This window comes from Aeromonas hydrophila subsp. hydrophila ATCC 7966, from assembly GCF_000014805.1.
In the GTDB taxonomy this organism is placed as follows: domain Bacteria; phylum Pseudomonadota; class Gammaproteobacteria; order Enterobacterales; family Aeromonadaceae; genus Aeromonas; species Aeromonas hydrophila.
Map to the genome: position 1 here is coordinate 1,046,125 of NC_008570.1, position 23,534 is coordinate 1,069,658.

18 protein-coding genes and 1 riboswitch are annotated in these 23,534 nt (G+C 64.1%); of the genes, 8 read left to right on the plus strand and 10 right to left on the minus strand.

Annotation, left to right across the window (positions count from 1 at the left end; translation table 11 throughout):
* Positions 1-11: 11 nt before the first annotated feature.
* Positions 12-980 (minus strand): ChaN family lipoprotein, encoded by a 969-nt coding sequence (locus AHA_RS04885; RefSeq protein ID WP_011704906.1) that lies wholly within the window; start codon positions 978-980, stop codon positions 12-14.
* A 188-nt stretch (positions 981-1,168) separates the two neighbouring features.
* On the opposite strand from AHA_RS04885, the gene AHA_RS04890 reads away from it, so the two are divergent.
* Together AHA_RS04890 and AHA_RS04895 are read left to right on the plus strand one after the other, a co-directional pair.
* On the plus strand, positions 1,169-3,262 hold the full coding sequence (locus AHA_RS04890; RefSeq protein WP_011704907.1) for a TonB-dependent hemoglobin/transferrin/lactoferrin family receptor: 2,094 nt from the start codon (positions 1,169-1,171) through the stop codon (positions 3,260-3,262).
* A 288-nt stretch (positions 3,263-3,550) separates the two neighbouring features.
* Positions 3,551-4,690 carry a 3-phenylpropionate MFS transporter gene (locus tag AHA_RS04895; protein WP_011704908.1) on the plus strand — a complete coding sequence of 380 codons (1,140 nt, stop codon included), beginning with the start codon at positions 3,551-3,553 and terminating at the stop codon, positions 4,688-4,690.
* Positions 4,691-4,774: 84 nt separating this feature from the next.
* On the opposite strand, the gene AHA_RS04900 is transcribed toward AHA_RS04895, so the two are convergent.
* A complete protein-coding gene (locus AHA_RS04900; RefSeq protein WP_011704909.1) occupies positions 4,775-4,984 on the minus strand; it encodes a helix-turn-helix domain-containing protein in 210 nt (69 codons plus the stop codon).
* Positions 4,985-4,991: 7 nt separating this feature from the next.
* Positions 4,992-5,603 carry a DUF2975 domain-containing protein gene (locus AHA_RS04905; RefSeq protein ID WP_011704910.1) on the minus strand — a complete coding sequence of 204 codons (612 nt, stop codon included), beginning with the start codon at positions 5,601-5,603 and terminating at the stop codon, positions 4,992-4,994.
* Positions 5,604-5,822: 219 nt separating this feature from the next.
* On the opposite strand from AHA_RS04905, the gene AHA_RS04910 reads away from it, so the two are divergent.
* The 4 genes from AHA_RS04910 to AHA_RS04925 all read left to right on the plus strand — a co-directional run bounded on the left by AHA_RS04910 (position 5,823) and on the right by AHA_RS04925 (position 16,762).
* Positions 5,823-9,323, plus strand: coding sequence for a hybrid sensor histidine kinase/response regulator (locus AHA_RS04910; protein WP_011704911.1), 3,501 nt, complete (start codon positions 5,823-5,825; stop codon positions 9,321-9,323).
* A gap of 174 nt (positions 9,324-9,497) precedes the next feature.
* A riboswitch (cyclic di-GMP riboswitch) is annotated at positions 9,498-9,585 on the plus strand.
* A 110-nt stretch (positions 9,586-9,695) separates the two neighbouring features.
* A complete protein-coding gene (locus tag AHA_RS04915) occupies positions 9,696-12,305 on the plus strand; it encodes a glycosyl hydrolase family 18 protein (protein WP_011704912.1) in 2,610 nt (869 codons plus the stop codon).
* 72 nt (positions 12,306-12,377) lie between these two features.
* Positions 12,378-14,756 (plus strand): M66 family metalloprotease, encoded by a 2,379-nt coding sequence (locus AHA_RS04920; protein ID WP_011704913.1) that lies wholly within the window; start codon positions 12,378-12,380, stop codon positions 14,754-14,756.
* Positions 14,757-14,839: 83 nt separating this feature from the next.
* Positions 14,840-16,762, plus strand: a complete 1,923-nt coding sequence (locus AHA_RS04925; protein WP_244832120.1) for a glycoside hydrolase family 19 protein — start codon at positions 14,840-14,842, stop codon at positions 16,760-16,762.
* Positions 16,763-16,820: 58 nt separating this feature from the next.
* Here AHA_RS04925 and AHA_RS04930 read toward each other — a convergent pair whose 3' ends face one another.
* The gene (locus tag AHA_RS04930; RefSeq protein WP_011704915.1) at positions 16,821-17,621 is read right to left on the minus strand and encodes a putative RNA methyltransferase; all 801 of its coding nucleotides are present in this window, start codon (positions 17,619-17,621) and stop codon (positions 16,821-16,823) included.
* A gap of 125 nt (positions 17,622-17,746) precedes the next feature.
* Entirely contained in the window at positions 17,747-18,385 is a 639-nt protein-coding gene (crp, locus tag AHA_RS04935; protein WP_011704916.1) for a cAMP-activated global transcriptional regulator CRP, read from the minus strand.
* A gap of 311 nt (positions 18,386-18,696) precedes the next feature.
* On the opposite strand from crp, the gene AHA_RS04940 reads away from it, so the two are divergent.
* Together AHA_RS04940 and AHA_RS04945 are read left to right on the plus strand one after the other, a co-directional pair.
* On the plus strand, positions 18,697-19,101 hold the full coding sequence (locus AHA_RS04940; RefSeq protein WP_016349708.1) for an OsmC family protein: 405 nt from the start codon (positions 18,697-18,699) through the stop codon (positions 19,099-19,101).
* A gap of 49 nt (positions 19,102-19,150) precedes the next feature.
* Positions 19,151-19,447, plus strand: coding sequence for an MliC family protein (locus AHA_RS04945; RefSeq protein WP_011704918.1), 297 nt, complete (start codon positions 19,151-19,153; stop codon positions 19,445-19,447).
* Positions 19,448-19,504: 57 nt separating this feature from the next.
* On the opposite strand, the gene AHA_RS04950 is transcribed toward AHA_RS04945, so the two are convergent.
* From AHA_RS04950 to arnT, 5 genes are all read right to left on the minus strand, one after another.
* Complete coding sequence (locus tag AHA_RS04950) at positions 19,505-20,035, minus strand: DUF4136 domain-containing protein (protein ID WP_011704919.1); 531 nt, start codon at positions 20,033-20,035, stop codon at positions 19,505-19,507.
* A gap of 15 nt (positions 20,036-20,050) precedes the next feature.
* Positions 20,051-20,920 (minus strand): phosphoribulokinase, encoded by an 870-nt coding sequence (locus tag AHA_RS04955; RefSeq protein ID WP_011704920.1) that lies wholly within the window; start codon positions 20,918-20,920, stop codon positions 20,051-20,053.
* Positions 20,921-21,095: 175 nt separating this feature from the next.
* Entirely contained in the window at positions 21,096-21,539 is a 444-nt protein-coding gene (arnF, locus tag AHA_RS04960) for a 4-amino-4-deoxy-L-arabinose-phosphoundecaprenol flippase subunit ArnF (protein WP_011704921.1), read from the minus strand.
* Positions 21,536-21,880, minus strand: a complete 345-nt coding sequence (locus tag AHA_RS04965) for an EamA family transporter (protein WP_011704922.1) — start codon at positions 21,878-21,880, stop codon at positions 21,536-21,538. Before AHA_RS04965 ends, arnF begins: the two co-directional genes overlap by 4 nt.
* Entirely contained in the window at positions 21,880-23,523 is a 1,644-nt protein-coding gene (gene arnT / locus AHA_RS04970) for a lipid IV(A) 4-amino-4-deoxy-L-arabinosyltransferase (protein ID WP_011704923.1), read from the minus strand. The genes AHA_RS04965 and arnT overlap by 1 nt, the downstream gene beginning before the upstream one ends.
* Positions 23,524-23,534: the final 11 nt, after the last annotated feature.

Sequence of the window (23,534 nt, forward strand, 5' to 3'; positions counted from 1 at the left end):
CAGACGCAAGGTCAGGGTTGCAGCCACTGGCTGCAGTCACGACTGCGGGATTGATGCAGTGCGCCCATATCTTGCTTCATTTCATCGGCATTTAGCCAGCGTTCCGGCAGGGGGGCGATGCCGACCCGCACGTCGGCAACCCGGCCGGCCGCTGCTTGTCCGTCACCCGCTTGCGGCGTCGTCAGCTCCGGCACGACCAGCGCCACCTTGAGCGCCGGGTTGCGGCTGGCGATGCGGCTGGCGAGCCCCAGCCCGCCCTCTACGTGGAAGTTGCCGGCGATGTGCATGATGCGTTGGCCCGGGTGGCTGCGCAGGTAATCCACCATGCTCTCGGCCATGGTGTCGTCCCAGCTGGTCTGGGCGGCAAAGCGGCGGGCGTTGCTGTCGGCATCGCCATGATGGAGCGAGGCCATGAACTTCTGGCGATAGGGATCATCGCCGAGGGTGAGGGGGCGGGCCAGCTGGCTGCGGCGGCTGGCGGGCAGCTGCTCCAGCCAGGCCGGCCCCTCCTGGCCGACACAGCTCACCAGCGGTTTGGGCGCATTGGCGGCGATGACCGGCAGGTGGTGCGCCTTGGCGAACTCCACCAGCGGGCGATAGTCGCTCTGGTAGTTGGGCCAGGCGTTGCCGTCGCGAATGAGCGCCGCCTCGCCGATGCGACCGGCCAGGTAGGCATCCAGCACCGGCTGATCGGCGCGGCTGAACTGCTCCATGGAGAGCACCAGAGGGCGACCGTCTGCGGCCAGGCCCGCCAGCATTCTGGCCTGCAGCAGGTGCACCGCCGGGTGGGTGTGCAGCTCGCCCACCAGCACTATGTCGGCATCCGCCACCCGGGCCAGGGCCTGTTCGAGGGTCAGATCGTTCCCCTGAGTGGCCTTGAGCTGATAGTGATAAAGGGTGCCGGCATCGTTGACGGGGGCCGTCGTGGTACAGGCGGCCAGCAGCAGGGGCAGGGTGAACAGGGGCAGTAGTCGGGTCATGGATGTCTCGCAGCGATGAGGTGCCTGCACCATACAATGGCAGCATGGCGGGCGGGAAAACAGAGGGGCGTAGTGTAGAACCGAATTACGACAAAAGAAAATGAGAATGATTCCGTTTATTATTGATCTTTGTTGAGAGGTGGGTAAGATGCCAGCTGTTTGATAACAGTTCTCAATAAGGATTTGCAGTGGCCCATAACAACACCCTATCGCTGGTCGCCCTTGCCGTGGCGGCTGGCCTCGCTTCCCCGGTTTTTGCGGCGGACAAGAAAGCAGATGAAGTCATGGTGGTCAGTGGCTCTCGGATGGAGCAGAAACTGGAGGATGTCTCCGGCCCCATCTCGGTCATCACCGCCGAACAGATTGAAGAGCAGGTGGTGAGCAACGTCGCCGACCTGTTCCGTTACGAGCCGGGCGTCACCGCCCTCGGCGGCGCCGGCGATGCCCAGACCTTCGTCATTCGCGGCATGGGCGAGAACCGGGTCAAGATAGTGCGCGACGGCGTGCGCCAGAACGATGCCTACAAGAACGGCGGCGTGGGTCAGAGCTATTTCGACACCGACATGATCAAGCAGGTCGAGGTGGTCAAGGGACCGGCCTCGGCAGCCTACGGCTCCGATGCACTGGGCGGCGTCATCGCCATCACCACCAAGGATGCGGCTGATTTCCTCAAGGGGCGCGACAGCTACCTGGATGCCACCACCGGCTATGCTTCCAGCAGCCACCAGAAGATGGCCGGCGTTACCGGGGCCCTGCGCGCCGGCGCGTTCGAGAACCTGCTGCGCTACACCTGGCGTGACGGCGGGGTGACCCAGAACTACGACGGCGACAAGAACGAGTTCGACATCGTCAGCCAGGCCGTGCTGTTCAAGAGCCAGTGGAACCTGAGCGATGCCCAGTTCCTCAAGCTGACCGTCGACTACTTCAACGAGGGGCAGGACCCCGATGCCGTCGACCTCACCAAGGCGGGCTCGGTCTTCAACCAGCCGATCACCGACAAGGAGACCGACAACCTGTCGCTGGTGCTGGATCACGGCATCGCCCTGAACGCGCCCTGGGTCGATCGCATCGACAGCAAGATCTACTACGCCCGCACCAAGCAGACCATGGATCAGTACGCCTCTTCCAAATACCCGGTGCGGCCGACCAACCCCTATGTAACCAAGAACTCGCTGGACAACAACGGTTTCGAGCAGAAGAGCCTGGGTGCCCAGCTGAAGTTCAGCAAGGCGCTGGCGAGCCAGCGGCTGGCCTGGGGCCTGGAGTATGAGCACACCGACAACGAGCGGACCCGCTTCAAGGCGCCGACCGTGCCGGGGGATTTCGTCGGCTACAACGAGCTGAGCTTCCCCTCCACCACCACCGAGCACGGCGCCCTGTGGGCGTTCGACGAGCTGAAATTCGGTGAGCGCTGGGTGCTGACGCCGGGTGCCCGCTACGACTACTACCGGATGAACCCGGATCAGGATCCCGCCTACACCGGCGAGAACCTCAAGCGCTTCTCCGAAGGGGAGTTCTCGCCCAAGCTGGGGCTGGTGTTCAAGGCGCACGAGGCGGCCAATCTGTTCGCCCAGTACAGCCACGGCTACAAGACCCCCATGTATGACAACGCCTTCTCGACCCTGAACCACCAGGCATATGGCTATCGCATCGAGCCCAACCCGGACCTCAAGCCCGAGAGCAGCGACGGCATCGATCTGGGTGTGCGCGGCAGTGCCGGCGGTTTCAGCTATGAAGTGGCCACCTTCTACAACAAGTTCGAAGACTTCATCGAGCTGGCCGGGGTCGGCACCGAGGGCCGCACCGCGCTGTATCAGTATCAGAACCTGGACAAGGCGACCACCAAGGGGGCCGAGGCCAAGGCGGACTACTGGCTGAACGATCTGGTCAACGTCTGGGGCAATCTCTCCTACATCGAGGGCAAGGATGGCGACGGCAACTACATCAACAGCCTGAGCCCGCTCAAGGGGACCCTGGGGGTTCGACTGGAGCAGCCCAACTGGAACATCAACACCGCCCTGCGCTTTGCCGACGACATGAGCAAGGTGGGCAAGGATGCCAAGGGCAACGACAACATCAAGAGCGCGGGCTGGGGCGTGGTGGACATCTATGCCCAGTTCAAGCCGGTGCAGGATCTGCAGCTCAACGTGGGCGTCTTCAACTTGTTCGACAAGGAGTACGTCAACTACGAGAGCATCACCGGCCAGAGCGCCAGTGCCAGCACCAGCCGCCAGACCGAGCCGGGTCGCAACCTGAGTGCACGGGTCAAGTACGTGTTCTGATGAATGCACACCACGACAAGGGGCCTGCGGGCCCCTTTTTCATGGCGGGGACCGGGCCCCCGATGGCGGACAAAAAGGCGGCCAAAAAGAAACCCGCCGAAGGCGGGTGGAAGGATTGCAACACTAACCAGGAGGAGGTGTTACTCAATAGACACCGGCCTTGCGCCAATAGTTCAATTTTATTGATGTTTTTCATTATTATCTGCGCGGCGTCCCACCCGGGATCGCAGGATCCCCACCGACAAATCGGTTATCATTTGTGCCCCCGTTTCTCAGTGTCGAGGATCTATGCCCGCCTTCTCCTGGTTAGCCCTGTTTTTTGGCGCTTTCTACTTCGTCTACGGTGCCTATCTGCCGTTCTGGTCGCTCTGGCTGGAGGGGATCGGGGTCAGCGCCGAGATGATCGGCCTGCTGCTCGGCGCGGGCATGGCGATCCGCTTTGCCGGCAATCTGATGGTGATGGGGCAGATCAAGGGGGCGGGGCACCTGCTGCCGGTCACCCGCCTGCTCTGCCTGCTCAGCCTGCTGGCCTTCCTCGGCTTTTATCTCAGCCATAACCTCTGGTGGCTGGTGGGGCTGACCCTGGTGGCGAACTTCATTTACCCGACCCTGATGCCGGTGGGGGAAGCGCTGGCCACCCGCATGGTGGTGCAGGCACACCTCGACTACGGCAAGGTGCGCCTGTGCGGCTCGTTCGCCTTCATCGTCGCCTCGACCCTGGTGGGGGCGCTGGTGGGGAATTTTGGCAGCGACTGGATACTGCACACCATGGTGGCCGGGCTGCTGCTGATGCTGCTGCTGAGCTGGCTGCCGCTGCATCCGGCGCCGCAGGACATTCAGGGCGAGCGGGCCAAGGCCTCCCTGCTCGATACCCTCAAGTCTCCCCAGGTGCGCCGCTTCCTGCTGATCTCAGCCCTGCTGCAGGGCAGCCACGCCGCCTACTACGGCTTTAGCGCCATGCACTGGAAGGCGGCGGGTTACAGCGGCACCACCATCGGTTATCTGTGGGCGCTGGGGGTGGTGGCGGAGATCGGCATGTTTGCCGCCGACAAGCGCTTTCTCAATCGCTTCGGCGCCCAGACCCTGTTTCTGGTGGGGGCGTTGGGCTGCGTGGTGCGCTGGATCCTGCTCGGTGCCTCCACCGAGCTGCTGGTGCTGGTGGCGGGTCAGCTGCTGCATGCGGTCACCTTCTGCGTCAGCCACCTCGGCGCCGTGCGCTTCATGACCCGTCAGCTGCCGGCCGAGCAGCTGATCCCGACCCAGGCGCTCTATGCGGCGCTGGGGCTCGGCATGACGGTGGCCGCTCTGATGACCCTGTGCGGCCTGCTGTTCGAACCGCTGGGGGGCGGCATCTTCTTCCTGATGGTGCTGGTGGTGCTGCCGGTGTTCGTGCTGCGCCTGCGGGAGGGCGAGCTGAAGGCCGCCTGAGTGGCCCTATCCGGTTCGCAACCACATTGATCAGCAACGAAAAAGGGGAGCCTCGGCTCCCCTTGTTGCATGGTGACGGCTGGCTCAGGACTCCTGCTCAAAGGCCAGCAGATCCCCGGGCTGGCAGCCCAGTTCGCGGCAAATAGCCTCCAGGGTAGAGAAGCGAACCGCCTTGGCATGGCCGTTTTTCAGGATGGAGAGGTTGGCCTCGGTGATGTTGACCCGCAGGGCCAGCTCGCGGGCAGTCATTTTGCGTTCGGCCAGCAGGGCATCGAGTCGGATGATGATGGGCATGGGTTCCTCACACCGTCAGTTGTTGTTCATCGGCCAGCCGCTTGGCCTCGCGCATCACCAGCGCCAGCGCCGATACGATCAGCCCGGCCAGCAGCAACTGGAAGTCCGATGAACCTATGTTGATCTGGCCGTGCAGCTCGGGGCCCGGCAGGGTGAGCACTAGGTCCAGCAGCGGGGTGGTGATGATTTTGGTGACGAAACTGACACAGAGCAGCAGGCCGATCAACTGGTAGCGGCGGATCTGGCTGAAGGTGAACAGCATGGCCTGCCGATAGCCGCGAAACAGCTGGAGCAGCTGCCACAGCATCAGCATGAACACCAGATCCGGCAGCAGCATCACCAGGGTGCCCAGCAGGCGGGTGCCCAGGCTGAGGGGGTAGTCGGCAATCGAGGGAGCCGTGCTGGCCAGCGCCGGCTGTGCCATGGTCAGGGGGACATGGTTGAGCACCGAACTGTCTTGCACCGCCAGTGCGTCGATCAGCTCCTGCTGCAGGTAGTCGCTGCCGCCGAGCAGCTGGGACCAGACTCCCATGACCGTCATGATCGGGGTGGCCAGCAGGGCGAACAGCAGGATCCATTCGATCAGATTGCTCATGCGTTCGAGCTTGTTGTGTTTCATCGCTTACCTCTTGGAGTGAAAGGGTGGGCCACGCGCAGCACCGAGTTATCGTTTATCAATAAACACAGCCAGATGTTTATCGTTTTTCGATATTTATTCAACCGTTTTTTATTGAAAAACGATAAATTCTTGCTGCAATAAGAAGATGACATTTTTCGGGCGGCTCTCTAGACTGGCTGCTGCTGCGCTTGAATCTTCAACACGGACAAGAGGTTACAGATGCACCAGGGATGGTTGCTGATTGGATTGTCGCTCTCCTATCTGGGGCTGCTGTTTCTGATCGCCTACGTGGCGGACAAGAACAAACGTCGCCGTTTAAAGGGGCAGCCCCTGCTCTACAGCCTGTCGCTGGCGGTCTACTGCACCTCCTGGACCTTCTTCGGCACGGTGGGGCAGGCCAGCGAGTCGCCCTGGTCACCGGTGCCCATCTATCTGGGCCCCATGCTGGTGTTCCTGTTCGGCTGGCGCTTGCTGGCTCGCCTCATCCTGGTGGCCAAGCGCGAGCACATCACCTCTATCGCCGACTTCATCGCCGCCCGTTACGGCAAGTCCCAGCGCCTGGCCATGGTGATCGCGCTGATCGCCATCATGGGCATACTGCCGTACCTGGTGTTGCAACTGAAAGCCATCGTCACCGGGCTGGATCTGCTGATGGCCAACTCTGTGCCTGCCGGCCCTACCGGCAATACCGCCGGGCTGGCCCTCGGCGTGGCCCTGCTGCTGGCGCTGTTCAGCATCCTGTTCGGCACCCGCCATCTGGACGCCACCGAGCACCATCGCGGCATGGTGGTGGCCATCGCCTTCGAATCCGTGGTCAAGCTGCTCGCCTTCATGGCGGTGGGGGGCTTTGCGCTCTGGCTTATCCTCAGCAAGCCGAGCCAGGCCCGCACCCTGGTGGCCAGCGACTTTCTCGATGCGGTGGTGGCGGTGACGCCGGGCAGCCTGCTGGAGCTTGCCATCTACACCCTGGTCGCCATGTGCGCCGTCATCTGCCTGCCGCGCCAGTTTCACGTGACCGTGGTGGAGAACAACCAGGGCCAGGATCTGCACTGGGCGCGCTGGCTGTTTCCGCTCTACCTGTTCGTGATGGGGCTGTTCATCTGGCCGCTGGCGCTGGCGGGCAAGCAGTGGGTGGGGGCCGGCATGGCCTCGGATACCTATGTGATCAGCCTGCCCATGTCGCTCGGTTTCGACGGCATGGCGCTGCTGGCGTTTCTTGGCGGCACCTCGGCGGCCACCGGCATGGTGATCGTCTGCACCATCGCCTTGGCCATCATGGTCAGCAACGATCTGGTGCTGCCGGTGCTGCTGCGCCGCTTCTGGCAGCAGGGGCGGGACGAGCGGCTGGTGCGCCTGCTGCTGCAGGTGCGCCGCGGCGCCATCCTGCTGATCCTGCTGGCGGCCTGGGGGCTCTACCTCTGGCTCGGGGATCTCACCAGCCTGTCGCGCATCGGCTACCTGTCGTTCGGCGCGGTGGCCCAGTTCGCCCCGGCGCTGCTGCTCGGCCTCTACTGGCGGCATGGCAACCGCAAGGGGGTCTACCTCGGCCTCGCCCTCGGGGTCAGCCTCTGGTTCGCCACCCTGCTGGCGGAGAGCGGCCTGCTGGCCGGCTCGCCGCTGGCGGCCCTGCTGGCGCCGCCCGACTGGCCGGCATTTCGCGATCTCAGCCTGGGGGCCTGGTGCATCTTCCTGAGCCTGTTGCTCAATCTCATCGGCTACGTGGCTGGCTCCCTGCTGTCGCAGGCGGCGGTGAGCGAGCGGCTGCAGGCGGCCAACTTCGTCGGCAAGCCGAGCCGCGACACTACGGCGCTCTATCAGGCGCGGGTCTCGGTCAAGGAGCTGGAGATGCTGGCGGCCCGCTTCGTCGGATCGAGCCGGGTCAAGCGGGCCTTTGGCCGCTTCGCCGGCGAGCGGGGCGGCACCCTGGCGCCCCAGATGCAGGCCTCCGCCGAGCTGATTGCCCACACCGAGCGGCTGCTGGCCGGGGTGTTCGGCACCTCGTCCGCCCGCCTGGTGCTGGCCTCGGCCCTGCAGGGGCGCAACATGCAGCTCGAAGAGATCGCCACCATAGTGGACGAGGCCTCCGACGTGTTTCGCTTCAACCGTGGCCTGCTGCAGGGGGCCATCGAACACATGGGGCAGGGGATCTCGGTGGTGGATAGGGAGCTGAAACTGGTGGCCTGGAACCGGCGCTACATCGAGCTGTTCCACTATCCGCCCGGCCTCATTCAGGTGGGCCGCCCCATCGAGGAGATCATCCGCTACAACGCCGAGCAGGGGCTGTGCGGCCCGGGCGATGTCGAGGCCCATGTGGCGCGGCGGGTCGCCTTCATGCAGCGCGGCAGCCAGCATATCTCGGCGCGTGAGCGCCCCGATGGCCGGGTAATCGAGATGCAGGGCAACCCCATGCCGGCGGGCGGTTTCGTGATGACCTTTACCGACATCACCCCGTTTCGCGACGCCGAGCGGGTGCTGCGCGAGGCCAACGAGCACCTGGAGGCGCGGGTGGCCGAGCGCACCCACGAGCTGTCCGAGCTCAACCGCCAGCTGCTGCTGGTGAACCAGCAGGTGGAGCGGGCCAACCACTCCAAGAGCCGCTTCCTGGCGGCGGTGAGCCACGATCTGACCCAGCCCCTCAACGCCGCCAAGCTGTTTACCTCCTCCCTGCTGGAGATGCTGCCGCCGATGGACGAGCCGGCCCGCATCGCCCGCCACATCGACGACGCGCTGGGGGCGACCGAGGATCTCATCACCGATCTGCTCGACATCTCGCGGCTCGAAGCGGGCAAGTTCAAAGCCAAGAAACTGGATTTCGCCCTGCGCGACGTGTTCGACAACCTCAAGGCGGAGTTCGGCGTGCTGGCGCAGGCGGGGGGGATCCAGTTCTCGGTGGTGGAGAGCGGTGTGGCGGTCTACAGCGACGTGCGCCTGCTGCGGCGGGTGCTGCAAAACTTCCTCACCAACGCTTTTCGCTACAACCCGGGCGGGCGGGTGCTGCTCGGCTGCCGCCGGCTTGGCGACAAGGTGCGCATAGAGGTGTGGGACAACGGCCCCGGCATTCCGGCCGACAAGCAGGAGGCGATCTTCGACGAGTTCTCCCGCCTCGATCACTCCCGCACCGCGCGGGAGCAGGGGCTGGGGCTCGGCCTTGCCATCGCCCGCGGCATCGCCCTGGTGCTCGGCCACAACCTGACCCTGCGCAGCTGGCCGGGGGCGGGCTCGGTGTTTGCCATCACCCTCAACCTGGCGACCCGTCCTGTCGCAACGACGCAGGTGGCGGCCCCCACCCAGCGCGACAGCCAGCTGGAGGGGATCCGGGTGCTCTGCATCGACAACGAGAGCGACATCCTGATCGCCATGCACTCCCTGCTGGGACGCTGGGGCTGCGAGGTGGTCTGTGCCCAGAGCCTGGCCCAGGCGGAGGATCTCATTGCCGGCGGCTTCCTGCCGCAGCTGGTGCTCTCCGATTACCATCTGGACGACGGCAAGACCGGGCTGCAGGCGCTGCACATGCTGCGTCTCGCCCATGGCAACGACATCGGCGGCATCATCATCAGTGCGGATCGCAAGAGCGAGCTGCAGGCGCAGATCCGCGAACACGGCTACGGCTACATCAGCAAACCGGTCAAACCGCTCAAGCTGCGAGCGCTGATGAACAGCATCTTGCGGCCGGCCAAACTTGATGATGATCACGAAACCGGGAATTCGTCCGAATTTTAATCGCCGGCTCCCAGCCAGCAAGATCGGCACTTTCTGACACAAAAAAGTGCCTTTTCTTCTCGTTTGAGGCTCATTTTCGATAAAAAGTGGTTTATTAATAACCGTTCGGGGGTTTGCCCTCCCTCCTTTGACTCCCTTATAGTCAGGTCGCGATTATTTTTGTCGCAAATCAAGTTGTGCAAAAGGCAAACCGGATGAAAGTCCGGGACGCAAAGCTTCCGGTCTAAGGGTCAGCAGTACCTAAGATAGCGGGGCCACCACAGGTTGTTTCGTCCATGGGCCAAGCCATGGCGCGATGTTGTCTGCGTTACCTGTCAGGTTGCGTTGCCTTTTTCGTTATCTATTCCAAGAACGAAATAAGGATATTCAACTATGTTAAGTCCAAAACCCTCCGTACTGGCGTTGTTGGTCGGGGGTCTGTGTGCCTCCTCCGCCTTCGCTGCCGCCCCCGGCAAACCCACCATCGGCTGGGGCGAAACCAAGTTCGCCATCGTCGAAGTGGATCAAGCCGCCACCTCCTACAACAAGCTGGTCAAGGTGCACGCCGATGGCGCGCCGGTCAGCGTGAGCTGGAACCTCTGGTCCGGTGATGTCGGCCAGACCGCCAAGGTACTGCTCGACGGCAAGGAGGTGTGGTCCGGCGCCGCGTCCGCCTCCGGCACCGCCAACTTCAAGGTCACCAAGGGGGGCCGCTACCAGATGCAGGTGGCGCTGTGCAACGCCGACGGCTGCACCCTCTCCGACAAGAAAGAGATCCTGGTGGCCGACACCGACGGCAGCCACCTGCTGCCGCTCAAGGCGCCGCTCAAGGAGAACAACAAGCCCTACGTCAACAAGACCGGCAAGGTGATGGGGGCCTACTACGTGGAGTGGGGGGTCTATGGTCGCAAGTTCACCGTGGACAAGATCCCGGCCCAGAACCTGACCCACATCCTCTACGGCTTCACCCCGATCTGTGGTGGCAACGGCATCAACGACAGCCTGAAAGAGATCTCCGGCAGCTTCGAGGCGCTGCAGCGCTCCTGTGCCGGCCGCGAGGACTTCAAGGTCTCCATCCACGATCCCTGGGCCGCCATCCAGATGGGGCAGGGCAATCTCACCGCCTATGACGAACCCTACAAGGGCAACTTCGGCAACCTGATGGCGCTCAAGAAGGCCTATCCGGACCTGAAGATCCTCCCCTCCATCGGTGGCTGGACCCTCTCCGATCCCTTCTTCTTCTTCGGTGACAAGACCAAACGCGACACCTTCGTCGCCTCGGTGAAGGAGTATCTGCAAACCTGGAAATTCTTCGACGGGGTGGACATCGACTGGGAATTCCCGGGTGGCCTGGGGGCCAACCCCAACCTCGGCAGCGCCTCCGACGGCGAAACCTATGTGCTGCTGATGAAGGAGCTGCGCGCCATGCTCGACGAACTGAGCGCAGAGACCGGCCGCACCTACGAGCTCACCTCCGCCATCAGCGCTGGCGGTGACAAGATTGCCAAGGTGGACTATCGCGCCGCCCAGCAATACATGAATCACATCTTCCTGATGAGCTATGACTTCAACGGCGCCTGGACCAACACCGGGCTGGGTCACCAGACCGCGCTCTACGAGTCGAGCTGGGATCCCAACACCAAGTACACCACCGACAAGGGGGTCAAGGCGCTGCTGGGTCAGGGCGTCGAGCCGGGCAAGGTGGTGGTGGGTGCCGCCATGTATGGTCGCGGCTGGACCGGCGTCAGCGGGTATCAGGGCAACAACCCCTTCACCGGCACCGCCACCGGCCCGATTGCGGGGACCGAGGCGGAAGGGATCTGGGAGAAGGGGGTCATCGACTACCGCGGCATCGCCAAGGGCAAGATGGCTGGCGACTGGCAGTACAGCTATGACGAAGTGGCCGAGGCACCGTCCGTGTTCAAGGCTGCCACCGGCGAGCTCATCACCTTCGATGACGAGCGCTCGGTCAAGGCCAAGGGGCAGTACGTGCTGGCCAACCAGCTCGGCGGCCTGTTCGCCTGGGAAATCGACGCCGACAACGGCGACATTCTCAACGCCATGCACGAGGGGCTGGGCCACGGCGATAGCACACCGCCGGTCAACAAGCCGCCGGTGGCCAACGCCGGCACCGATCTCGCGGTGACCGGGCCGGCCCAGCTGGTGCTGGACGGTTCCTCCTCCCGCGATCCGGAAGGGGCGGTGCTGAGCTACAGCTGGGCCCAGATCTCCGGTCCCAAGGCGACCCTGAGCGATGCCACCCAGGCCAAGGCCAAGGTGAGCGTCGATGCGGTGAGCCAGGACGTCAATCTGGTGTTCGAGCTGACCGTGACCGATGACCACAACCTTAGCGCCAAGGATCAGGTGGTGGTGACCAACAAGGCGCCGCAACCCAACCTGCCGCCGGTCGTCACGGTGCAGGACAAGGTCTCGGTGCAGGCCGGCAAGCAGGTGAGCATCACCGCCAGCGCCACCGACCCCAACGGCGACACCCTGAGCTATCAGTGGAGCGTGCCGGCCGGGCTCACCGCCAGCGGTCAGAACAGCAAGACCCTGGTGGTGACGGGCCCCAGCGTCGCCGTGGAGACCGGTTATGACCTCACCGTCACCGTGACCGACGGCGCCCTGGATGCCCAGGGCAAGACCCGCCTCACCGTGACCCCGGTCAGCGGTGGCGGCGACTGCAACGCCACCGATCCGGATGCCGCCAACTGGCCGGCCTGGAAGGCCTCTACCACCTACAACGGTGGCGAGAAGGTGAGCCACAACCAGCTGGTGTGGCAGGCCAAGTACTGGACCCAGGGCAACGAACCGAGCCGCACCGCCGATCAGTGGAAGCTGATAAGCCAGGTGCAGCTGGGCTGGGATGCCGGTGTCGCCTACAACGCCGGTGACGTGACCACCCACAACGGCCGTCAGTGGAAGGCCCAGTACTGGACCCGCGGCAACGAGCCCGGCAAGCACGACGTCTGGCAGGACATCGGCGCCGCCAGCTGCAAATAACCTCACCGTCAAACCCATCGGGGCATGCCAGGCATGCCCCCTTTTTTCCCCATAACAACAAAGAGCACCACCATGACCACATGCACCACACGTCTTGCCTGCCTGATCGGCGCAGCCCTGGCAAGCGGCCCGCTGCTGGCCGCCGTTCAGCCACCCACCCCGCAGGTCTTTGACGCCACCCGTCCGCAGAACGATCTGCAGGGGTCGCTGCTGGCCGGCGTCCAGTTTGCCCAGAGCCAGATCCTGCCTGCCCACCCGCGGGAGGGGGACAACCAGCCCCGCCTCACCGCCCTGCGCAAGAGCCTGCTGCTGGTGCGCCCGCTGCAGGCCGGCAACCAGGCGCCGCTGGCGCTCGAGGCCCGCGACGGTGCCGGCAAGCTGCTCGGCAGCCTCACGCTGGATCCGCCCTCCCGCCTGCCCAAGACCGCCTATTACCTGGAAGGAACGCCGGAGGAGGGGGTCGACTTCACCCCGGGCCCCGGCACCAGCACCGTCATCAACAGCAGCGGCGAGCTGGCCAGGCTGAGCGATCCGAACAGCACCTTCCTGCTCGGCAAGTTGCAGCCCCATGCCCTGGTCACCATCCAGACCGCCGACGGCCGCTGGGTGCGCGACATCCACCTGCCGCGCGACGCGAGCCTGGAGGGCAAGATGGTGCGCCTCGCCTCCAATGCCGGCTACAACTCCACCGTCTACTTCAGTGGCCGCCAGGTAACAATCTCCCGCGGCCAGAGCCAGCAGTTCAAGTTCGTGCGTGGCCAGTGGATCCGTGATGGCGAGCTGGAAAACAACGGCATCACCTATGCCAGCGATGCCTGGAGCGCCGTGCTGCCGGCCGAGTGGATCATGCCCGGTCTCACCTTGCGCCTGAGCCAGGGGGATCTGAGCGGTGAGCTGAACGACCTCAAGGTGGGGGCGCCGGGGGAGCTGCTCATTCACACCATCGACATCGGCATGCTGACCAGCCCGCGCGACCAGTTCGCCTTTGCCAAAGATAAAGAAGCCCAGCGGGAGTATTTCCAGACCATTCCCGCCAGCCGGCTCATCGTCAGCCAGTATGCGCCGCTGTCGTTGCCGGAGGTGATGCTGCCGGATGGCACCCTGCTCACCGACTTTGATCCGAGCGAGGGGGGCTGGCACGGCGGCACCATGCGCCAGCGCATCGGCAAGGAGCTCATCTCCCTTGGCATCGACAATGCCAACTACGGCATCAACAGCACCGCCGGGGAGGGGGAGAACAGCCATCCCTACGTGGTGGCCCAGCTGGCGGCCCACAACAGCCGCGGCAAGTACGCCAACGGGGTGCAGGTGCACGGCGGCTCCGGCGGGGGCGGTATCGTCACCCTGGACGCTTCCCTTGGCAACGAGTTCAGCCACGAGGTGGGCCACAACTACGGTCTCGGCCACTACGTGGGCGGCTTTGCCGGTTCGGTGCACCGCAGCGCCGATCAGATCAATGCCACCTGGGGCTGGGATGGCGACAAGAACCGCTTCATCCCCAACTTCTTTGCGAGCCGCAGCGGCCAGAGCGCCTGCCTCGACGGTCAGTGCCAGGCCCCGTTTGACGGCCGCAAGTTCGGCTTCGACGCCATGGCCGGTGGCGAGCCGCTCTCCGGTTTCAACCGCTTCACCCTCTATACCCCCAACTCGGCCGCCATCATCCAGCGCTTCCTCGAGAGCAAGGCGGTGTTCGACGCAGCGTCCCCCACCGGTTTCAGCAAGTGGAACGAAAGCCAGGCCAGGATGGAGCCCTACCGCCACCGGGTCGACCTCGCCGAGCAGATCACCGCGCCGGTGAGCGATCTGGGGGAGGTCAAGCTGGCCGCCCTGCTGGCCGAGTACGATCTGGTCAAGGTGGCCATGTGGGATGGCAACTGGACCCGCAACATCCAGCTGCCGGCCGCCTCGGCGGTCAATCGCGGCCGCATCGTCAGCATCGACCACAACGCCGGCTACAACAGCACCCTCTTCATCAACGGCCAGCAGATCACCGTCTCGCGCGGCTTCAAGAAGAGCTACCGCTCCGACGGCAGCCGCTGGAACGAGGGGGCGCCGACGGATCTGGCGGCTGATCGCAAGCCCGCTGTCTTCGGCGTGCCGGTGACCACCCTGGTCGGTTACTACGACCCGCAGGGGCAGCTGCCGAGCTACCTCTATCCGGCCCTGCACGGCGCCTACGGCTTTGCCTATGGCGATGACGGCGAGCGGCTCGGCAACAGTGACTGCCAGCTGCAGGTGGAGACCCGCGACGGCCTGCTGCGCTTCAAGCTGGCCAACCACCGGCTGAGCGCCAGCGTGATGAACAAGTTCCACGTCAACGTGCCGAGCGCGAGCGAGCCGCGCAGCGCCAGCGTGCTGTGCCGCAACCAGTCACAGGCCGAGGCCCAGCTTGCCCCGGCCCCGGCCGGGCTCGGCTACACGGTCAATGGCATGCCGCTGGCGGCGCGCTGAGTGTTTTTCTCCTTTCTCCTCGCGCAATGCGAGGTGCCACTGGCGGGGGCCAAGCCCCGCCTTTCATCAAGCAAGAGGTAAATATGATGACAAGAAAGTCCTCTGTGGCCACCCTGCTGGCCGGGCTCTGTCTGAGCGGTCAGCTGTGGGCCGCCAGCGCCTATGACATCAACCAGGGCTATGGCGGCGGCAGCCAGGTCAGTTTCAACGGCCAGATCTACGAGGCCAAGTGGTATGCCAATCCGGGCCAGAGCCCGGGCGTGCAGGTCGCCAACGAGTGGGATTCTCCGTGGGCCCTGCTGGGGGCGGGCGAGGCGACGCCACCGGGTGACGGGGAGGGCATAGCCCCGCCCGCGCAGGGAGGCAGCGGCGCCGCTGACGGCAGCACCGTCTACCTGAGCCAGAGCGAGCTGGATGCCAAGGAGCATGCGCTCACCGACTTCCCGGCCATGACGGCGGTCAAGGCCTCCATCGCCACCCGCGACAACGCCGTGGTCGAGGCGGTGGCCCCCGGCCTGCCGCTCAACCCCGCCAACGTGAAACGGGTGGAGGGGCTGCTGAGCGAGGCTCAGTTCAACTTCCTGTTCCCGCTGCGGGCGCCGGAGTACACCTATCGCGGTTTCCTGCAGGCGGTGGCCAAGTTCCCGGCCTTCTGCGGGGACTACAGCGACGGGCGCAACGCCGAGGCCATCTGCCGCAAGTCGCTGGCCACCATGTTCGCCCACTTCGCCCAGGAGACCGGCGGCCACGAGAGCTGGCGCCCCGAGCCCGAGTGGCGCCAGGGCCTGGTGTGGGTGCGGGAGATGGGCTGGACCGAGCAGATGCGCGGCGGCTACAACGCCGAGTGTCGGCCGGATGTGTGGCAGGGTCAGCAGTGGCCGTGCGGCAAGTTCGACAACGGCGAGTTCAAGAGCTACTTCGGTCGTGGCGCCAAGCAGCTGTCGTACAACTACAACTACGGCCCCTTCTCCGAGGCCATGTTCGGTACTGTGCGCACCCTGCTGGACAACCCGGAGAAAGTGGCGGACACCTGGCTCAACCTGGCCAGCGCCGTGTTCTTCTTCGTCTATCCACAGCCGCCCAAGCCCTCCATGCTGCACGTGATCGATGGCACCTGGCAGCCCAACGCCCACGACCGGCAGAACGGCCTGGTGCCGGGCTTCGGGGTGACCACCCAGATCATCAACGGCGGGGTGGAGTGCGGCGGTGCGGCCGAGCATGCCCAGTCCCAGAACCGGATCACCTACTACCAGGCCCAGGCCCAGTATCTGGGCGTGCCGGTGCCTGCCGACGAGGTGCTCGGTTGCAAGAACATGAAGTACTTTGACGAGGCCGGCGCCGGCGCCCTGCCCATCTACTGGGAGAACGACTGGAGCTATGTGCCGGGCAACCCCAACGGTGGCAAGAGCTACGCCTGCAAGCTGGTGGGCTACCAGACCCGCTTCAGCGCGTTCAAGGAGCGTGACTACAGCCGCTGCGTGCAGCACTTCTTCCCCGAGGTGGTGATCGAGGACAACGGCGGTGGCACCAACCTGCCGCCGGTGGTCAGCATCAGCGGCCCGAGCGAGGCGCTGGGCGGCGCCACCGTGCTGCTCTCCGGCCAGGGCTCGAGCGATCCGGAAGGCAAGCCCCTCAGCTACGCCTGGACCCTGCCTGCCGGGGCCAGCGCCTCGGATCTGACGCAGTCCACCCTGAGCGCCATCCTGCCGCCGACCCCGACCAGCGACACCCGCTACGGCTTCGTGCTCAAGGTGACCGACGACAAGGGGCTGAGCCGCAGCGCCACCCACGAGATCCTGATCAAGGGCAGCGGCGGTACCACGCCGCCGGATGGCAACCCGCCCTACAAGGAGGGCACCGCCTACAAAGCCGGTGACAAGGTGAGCAACCTGGGCGGCAACTACCAGTGCAAGCCCCATCCCTACACCGGCTGGTGTGCCGGCGCAGCCTGGGCCTATGAGCCCGGCAAGGGCACGGCCTGGAGCGATGCCTGGATCAAGCTGTAACGGCATCTCCGCGCAATAAAAAAGGCCCGTCAGGGCCTTTTTCATGGGGTGAGTGCGCTCACAGCGGCTTTTGCCACAGGCTCAGCAGCAGATCCTGCTCAAGTTCGTCCGGTCCCTGATGGCTGAAAGCGTGGCGCTGCTCGCCGCTGGCGCGCCAGCCGAGGCGGCTGGTCTCCAGGATGAAGCTGCGCAGCCCCTGGTCCATCTGCATGCTGAACTGGCAGCGCAGCTGACCCATGGGGTTGAGGCCGGCCAGGCTCGGCCAGCTCAGCGGGTGCTCCATGCTGACCGGGTTGAGGCTGACCCTCAGCTGCCACTGGTGGCGGGGGCCCGGCTGCAGGTAGAGCAGGTAGCCGCCCGGTGCCAGCCAGCTGACCAGCTGTTCGGTCTTGACCTTGAGATCGTTGACCAGCAGCAGCTGGGCCGTGCCCGGCATGATCGGTGCGCGGGCCGGATCGGCGATGACGAACTGAGCGTCCGGCTGCGCCTTGTTGGCGGCAAAGATGGTGTTCTTGGCGATGTCGACGCCGGCAAATTGCCAGCCCGGCAGGCGCTCGGCCAGGGTCCGGCAGTAGTAACCCTCGCCGCAGCCCAGGTGGATCAGCTCGCGCGGTTCGAGGGGGGCAAGCAGGCTGGCCATCGCCTCGACCAGCGGCAGCTGGTGGCCCTGCTCGAGGAAGTGGCGTTTGGCGCGCATCAGGGCGCGGCTGTCGCTGTCCTTGGGGTTCTTCTTGCCGGGGATGAGATCCAGATAGCCTTCCGGCGCGGGATCGAAATGGTGCTTGTTGGCGCAGTAGACCCCGCGGGAGGCTTCATGTAGTTGCAGCGGGCTGCGACAGATAGGGCATTGCAGGTGCATAGGATTTCTCTTGGCGAAGGCCATGACGGCAGGGGCGTTCGGGATTATAGGGGAGACGATCAGAAAAGGCTGCCGTGGCAGCCTTTTTTATCCGGCGACCCAGTGCGGGGCCGCCAGTAGCGGGATCAGCGGGTGCCGAACACCACTATGGTCTTGCCGTGGGCGGAGATCAGCTCCTGCTCTTCGAGCATCTTGAGGATCCGGCCGACGGTTTCACGGGAGCAGCCGACGATCTGGCCTATCTCCTGACGGGTGATCTTGATCTGCATGCCATCCGGGTGGGTCATGGCGTCCGGCTGTTTGGCCAGGTTCAGCAGGGTCTGGGCGATCCGGCCGGTCACGTCCAGGAAGGCGAGGTTGCCGACTTTCTGGCTGGTGTGCTGCAGGCGGGCCGCCATCTGGCCGGAGAGGCGCATCAGGATTTCCGGGTTGACCTGGATCAGCTGGCGGAACTTCTTGTAGGAGATCTCGGCCACTTCACAGGAACCTTTGGCACGCACCCAGGCGGAACGCTCCGGGTTTTCGCTCTCCTCGAACATCCCCATCTCGCCCAGGAAGTCGCCCTGGTTCAGATAGGAGAGGATCATCTCCTTGCCTTCATCGTCCTTGATCAAGACGGCCACAGTGCCCTTGACGATGTAGTAGAGGGTTTCCGCTTTCTCACCCGCGTGGATCAGGGTGCTCTTGGCGGGATACTTATGAATGTGGCAGTGCGACAAGAACCATTCCAGGGTGGGATCGCTTTGCGGTTTGCCAATGACCATGAGAATTCCTCTGTAGTGTCTTTTTATGGACTCGTGCGTCCGGGCAAGCTGCCAACCTTGCCATTCCTTGTATTAGTCGCAGTAGGATAAGAGCCTTTGTCTGTGCTGACAAGGCTTTGAGGGCTTTTGCCAGCTCCCCTTGCAACCCCTGCTGCGTTCCGTTCGCCATTGTAGGGAAGATGGGGGCATCAGATGTTGATTTTGATCTAGTTAGTCAGGAAGTTCGTGAAAATGGCGGATATGTGCCGCTGTCGCGTCGTCTGCGGTATGCTATGTCAGTCAGATCTGTCGTCATCAAGAGGAAATGTGAAATGAAAGCCAAGGTCAGCTGGGTGGAAGGCATGCAGTTTGTGGGCGAGAGTGAGTCCGGTCACAAGGTGATCCTGGACGGTGCCAACCCCGGCGAAGGTGCCAGCCCGATGGAGATGATCCTGCTGGCGGTGGGCGGTTGCAGCTCGATCGACGTGGTCTCCATCCTGGAGAAGGCGCGTCAATCCGTGACCGCCTGCCATGTGGAGCTGGCCGGAGAGCGGGCTGACTCGGTGCCGCGGGTATTCGAGAAGATCCACCTCCACTTCGTGGTGACCGGCAAGGGGCTGGCCGAAAAGCAGGTGGCCCGCGCGGTGGATCTGTCGATGGAAAAATATTGTTCAGTTTCCCTGATGTTGGAAAAAGCGGTAGAAATTACCCATAGTTATCAAATTCTTGAAGCCTGATAGCAGTGGCTCTTCCGATCGAATAACACCATGACATAAGGAAAGTGCAATGAAAAAGATGATAGCGTTACTCCCCCTGCTGGGGCTGGCAGCCTGCAGCATGCCGCAACCGACCCAGTACCAGTACAGCCAGTATCAGTGCGGTGAGGAGTTGCTGGCCGTGACCTATGATGCCCAGGCCGACATGGTGCAGTTCCCCTATGCCGGGGTCTATCACAAGCTGGGCCGGGTCGAGGCGGAGTCCGGTGCCAAGTATTCCGACGGGGTGACCACCTTCTGGAATCAGGAGAAGCAGGCCATCCTCAGCCAGAAAGGGGTAACCCTGCTGACTTGCCAGCGCAAGTGATCTTCATGGTGTGATGACAACGGCCTGCTCAATGCAGGCCGTTTTGCATATTGGGGGTCAGTGCGGCAGGGCGTTGAGCATCTTGGCGGCCAGTTGCTGGCTCAGCTGCTGACGCTCCCCTTCGGCGATGGCCACGTCGCTGGCCAGGGAGATGGCGCTGCTCCACACCGCCTGCTGGGTGCGCCGGTCGAGCAGCACGATGGCCAGGGTACCCTTGCGGGCATCGGCCTTGGCCTGCAGCCCAGGGGTCATGCCGAGGCGGGCGAAGATCTCGCCATCGCTCAGATCCTTGCTGCCGGCCACCCCGATGGCGACCCACACATCGGCCTCGTCGAGGGGTACGCTCTGCCACCCCTTGCGCCCCAGCTCCTGATTGACCGCCTGTTGCACCGGCTCCAGCCAGCCTTCGGCGCTGTCGCCGGCATACTGGAACTGCTCGGCCAGCGCATAGCGTGGCGTCGCCCCGAATGGCCAGCTGGCCGCCGGGCGCACCACCATGGTGCCCGCTTCCAGGGTCGGCGCGGCCGGGCCGCTGCTGCAGCCACCCAGCAGGGCGGCCAATCCCACAGAGATAAACGCTAACCGCATCATCAGCTCCTTGGCTCAGGTGATCTTGCCGGTTTCAATCAGTTGCTGGATCAACGGGCGCAGGATCAGCTCCATCGCGAAGCCCATCTTGCCGCCCGGCACTACGATGGTGTTCATCCGTGACATGAAGGATCCGTCGATCATCGACAGCAGGTAGGGGAAATCCACCTGCTTGATGCCGCGAAACCGTATCACCAGCATACTCTCGTCCAGACTCGGGATCACCTTGGCGCTGAAGGGGTTGGAGGTATCCACCGTCGGCACCCGCTGGAAGTTGATGTGGGTACGGGAGAACTGGGGGGTGATGAAGTTGATGTAGTCGTCCATGGAGCGGACGATGGAGTCGGTGACCGCCTCGCGGGAATGGCCGCGCTCCGAGGTATCGCGAATGAGCTTCTGGATCCACTCCAGGTTGACGATGGGTACCACCCCGATGAGGAAGTCCACGTGGCGGGCCACGTTGTGCTCATCGGTGACCACGCCGCCGTGCAGCCCTTCGTAGAACAGCAGGTCGGTGTCGCTTGGCAGGTTCTGCCAGGGGGTGAAGGTGCCCGGCATCTGGTTGAAGGGCACCGCTTCGTCGAAGCTGTGCAGATAACGGCGATACTGGCCGCTGCCGTTCTGGCCGTACTCCTGAAAGAAGCTCTCCAGTAGGCCGAAGTCGTTGGCCTCGGGGCCGAAATAGCTGATGTGGCGCCCCTGTTCGCGCGCCTTGCGGATCGCCACATCCATTTCCGGGCGGGTGTAGCGATGAAAACTGTCCCCTTCCACCACGGCCGCCTGATAACCGAGCTGATGAAACATGGAGCGAAAGGCGTTGGTGGAGGTGGAGGTGCCGGCCCCGGACGAACCGGTAACCGCAATGATGGGATGCTTTGCCGACATAGAATTCTCTCTTCCTTGGGAGTTCCGTTATAAAGGCATGTTCCGAGTGCGGTCAAGTGTGCGACCTGACAGTACCACCGCGCAACTGCTTCGCGGGCGTGCCAGCGTACGGGCATCGGTCGCAGACGCAAAAAAGGGCTGCGGTGGCAGCCCTTGCGACAAGCAAAGAGAAAAACTAGCCAGTCTGCTTGGTACCGGCTGCAGGCTTGATCCCCACCAGCACGGCCCCCAGCAGAATGAACAGCACCCCGAGCGCCTTGCCGGGCTCCAGCGGTTCGGCGAAGAGCGGGATGTTGACCGCCAGCAGGTAGACCAGCGCATAGCTGGTGCTGAGCAGGGGGTAGGCGATGTTGAGCGGGGTGGAGTGCAGCGCCGCCAGCCAGCAGAGCAGCGACAGGGCGTAGCAGCCCACCCCGGCCAGGATCACCAGCAGCGGCAGCGGATGGGCCAGCATCACGGCGAGATCCATCTGCCAGGTCGGCAGCTGGATCACCCCCCACTTCATGCCAAGCTGGGCGGCCGTCACCAGCAAGATGCTGCCGAGCACGTAGAGATACCCCTTCAGCGCCGATCTTGCAGGGCTGGCCGGTAGTTGGCCCTGCGGATGGTCGTTGCTCATAGCAAGCCTCCCAGCAGCAGGGCGCCCACTATGATGGCCCCTACCCCCAGCCAGTTGTGGTAGCTGATCTGCTCGTGAAAGAACAGCCTGGAACCCACCAGCACCAGCACCAGATTGATGCTGAGCATGGGGTAGGCCATGCTGAGCGGCAGCCGCTGCAGCAGGTAGATCCAGAGCAGCATGCCGCAGCCGAGCGCTGCCACGCTGGCGATGAGCCAGGGTGAGCGCAGCTTCTGCCAGTGGTTGCAGGGCCGGCGCTGCCAGCTGACGACCGCCTGCTTTTGCAGCATCTGGCCGCCGCAGGTCAGCAGGCACACCAGCAACAGCAGCAGGATGTCCATCACTGGGCTCCGTGGTAGATGAGCAGGGTCAGCCGGTGGCTGACGATGGTCTCGTCAGCGGTGGGCACGGGCCCGGTGTTGCCGTCGCGATCGGTCTTCATCAGCAGGGCTACCTGACCATTCTTGCGCGCCTGTTCCAGCCAGGCCGGGAAGTCGGCGCGGGCCACGTAGCGCCCCGCCGCATCCGGGTAGCCGAGGCCGTAATGCACCTCGCCCTTGCTGTCGAACAGGTTGATCTCGCTGCGCTGGGTGCCCCAGGCGAGGGAGGAGGCCAGTCCGACGTCGTTGGCCAGCAAGGTGCCCGACTTCATCAGCACGGCCTGATTGGCCTCGATGAAGCGCTCCGGCAGCTTGGAGTCGATCAGCGATTGCGGCAGCGCCCAGGGCAGGCCGATGGCCAGTACCATGGGGCAGAGCGCGCTCAGGGTCCAGCGGCGGCTGACCTCTTTCAACTGGATGAAGCCGAGCAGACTCCAGCCGGCGAAGATGACCATGGCCACCGCCAGCGCACCCTGATCCTCCTCGCCATAGACGGCGTGGCTGGGGGAGAACGCCAGCACGGCCAGCACCACCAGGCAGATGAGGCCGAACAGGCCGTTTAGCCAGGCATTGACCTTGAAGGCCCGCTCTTTCCCCTCCTTGAGCAGGTCGACGGCGTTGGCGGCCATCAGCATGGCGAGCGGGGCGAAGCAGGGCAGGATGTAGGTGAGCAGCTTGCCCTTGGCAATGCTGAAGAACAGCAGGGGCAGGATCACCCAGGCCAGCAGGTAGAGGGTTTCCGGGCTTATCTTGCGCTCCTGCCAGCCCTTGCGCAGGGCGCCTGGCAACAGGCCGAGCCAGGGCAGGGTGCCGAGCAGCCCCATGGGCAGGTAGTACCAGAACGGCGCCTTGTGCTGGGCGTTGTCGGCGGCGAAGCGCTGGATGTGTTCAACCCAGAAGAAGTAGTGCCAGTAGTCCGGTTCGCGCAGGTGCACGGCGATGGCCCAGGGGGCGGCCAGCAGGACCGCGCTCAGGATGGCCAGCGGCCCGAAGCGCACCAGCTCGAGCAGGCGGCGCTGATAGATGACGTAGGGCACGATGACCACCACGGGCACCGCCAGGGCGATGAAGCCCTTGGTGAGAAAGCCCATGCCGCAGGCAAGGCCGAACAGCAGATAGCCGCCGATCCGGCTGCCAAGGGAGCCCTCCTTGCGGATGATGTAGAAGCTCACCATGGCCGCGTTGAGCCAGAGGGTGACCATGGCATCGAGCACGCTGTAGGTGCCTATGCCGTAGACGATCAACAGCGACAGATAGATGAGGCTGGCGAGGAAGGCCTTGCGCCGGCACTGCCACAGCTGCAGGGCAAACCAGAAGATCAGCAGGGCGCTGAGGCCGGTGGCGGCGGCCGAGGCGAAGCGCACGGCGAAGTTGGTGTCACCGAACAGCTGCTGGCTGATGCTGTTGAACCAGTATCCGGCGATGGGTTTCTCGAAGTAGCGCAAGCCCAGGAAGTGGGGCACGACCCAGTCGCCGGTGCTTACCATCTCCCGGCTGATCTCGGCGTAGCGGTTTTCGTCCGGGCTCCAGAGCGGCCGCTGGTCGAGCGGCAGCAGGTAAAAGAAGAGAAAGAACAGGGGCAGGGCCCACTTGGTCAACGTCATGACATCCTCTG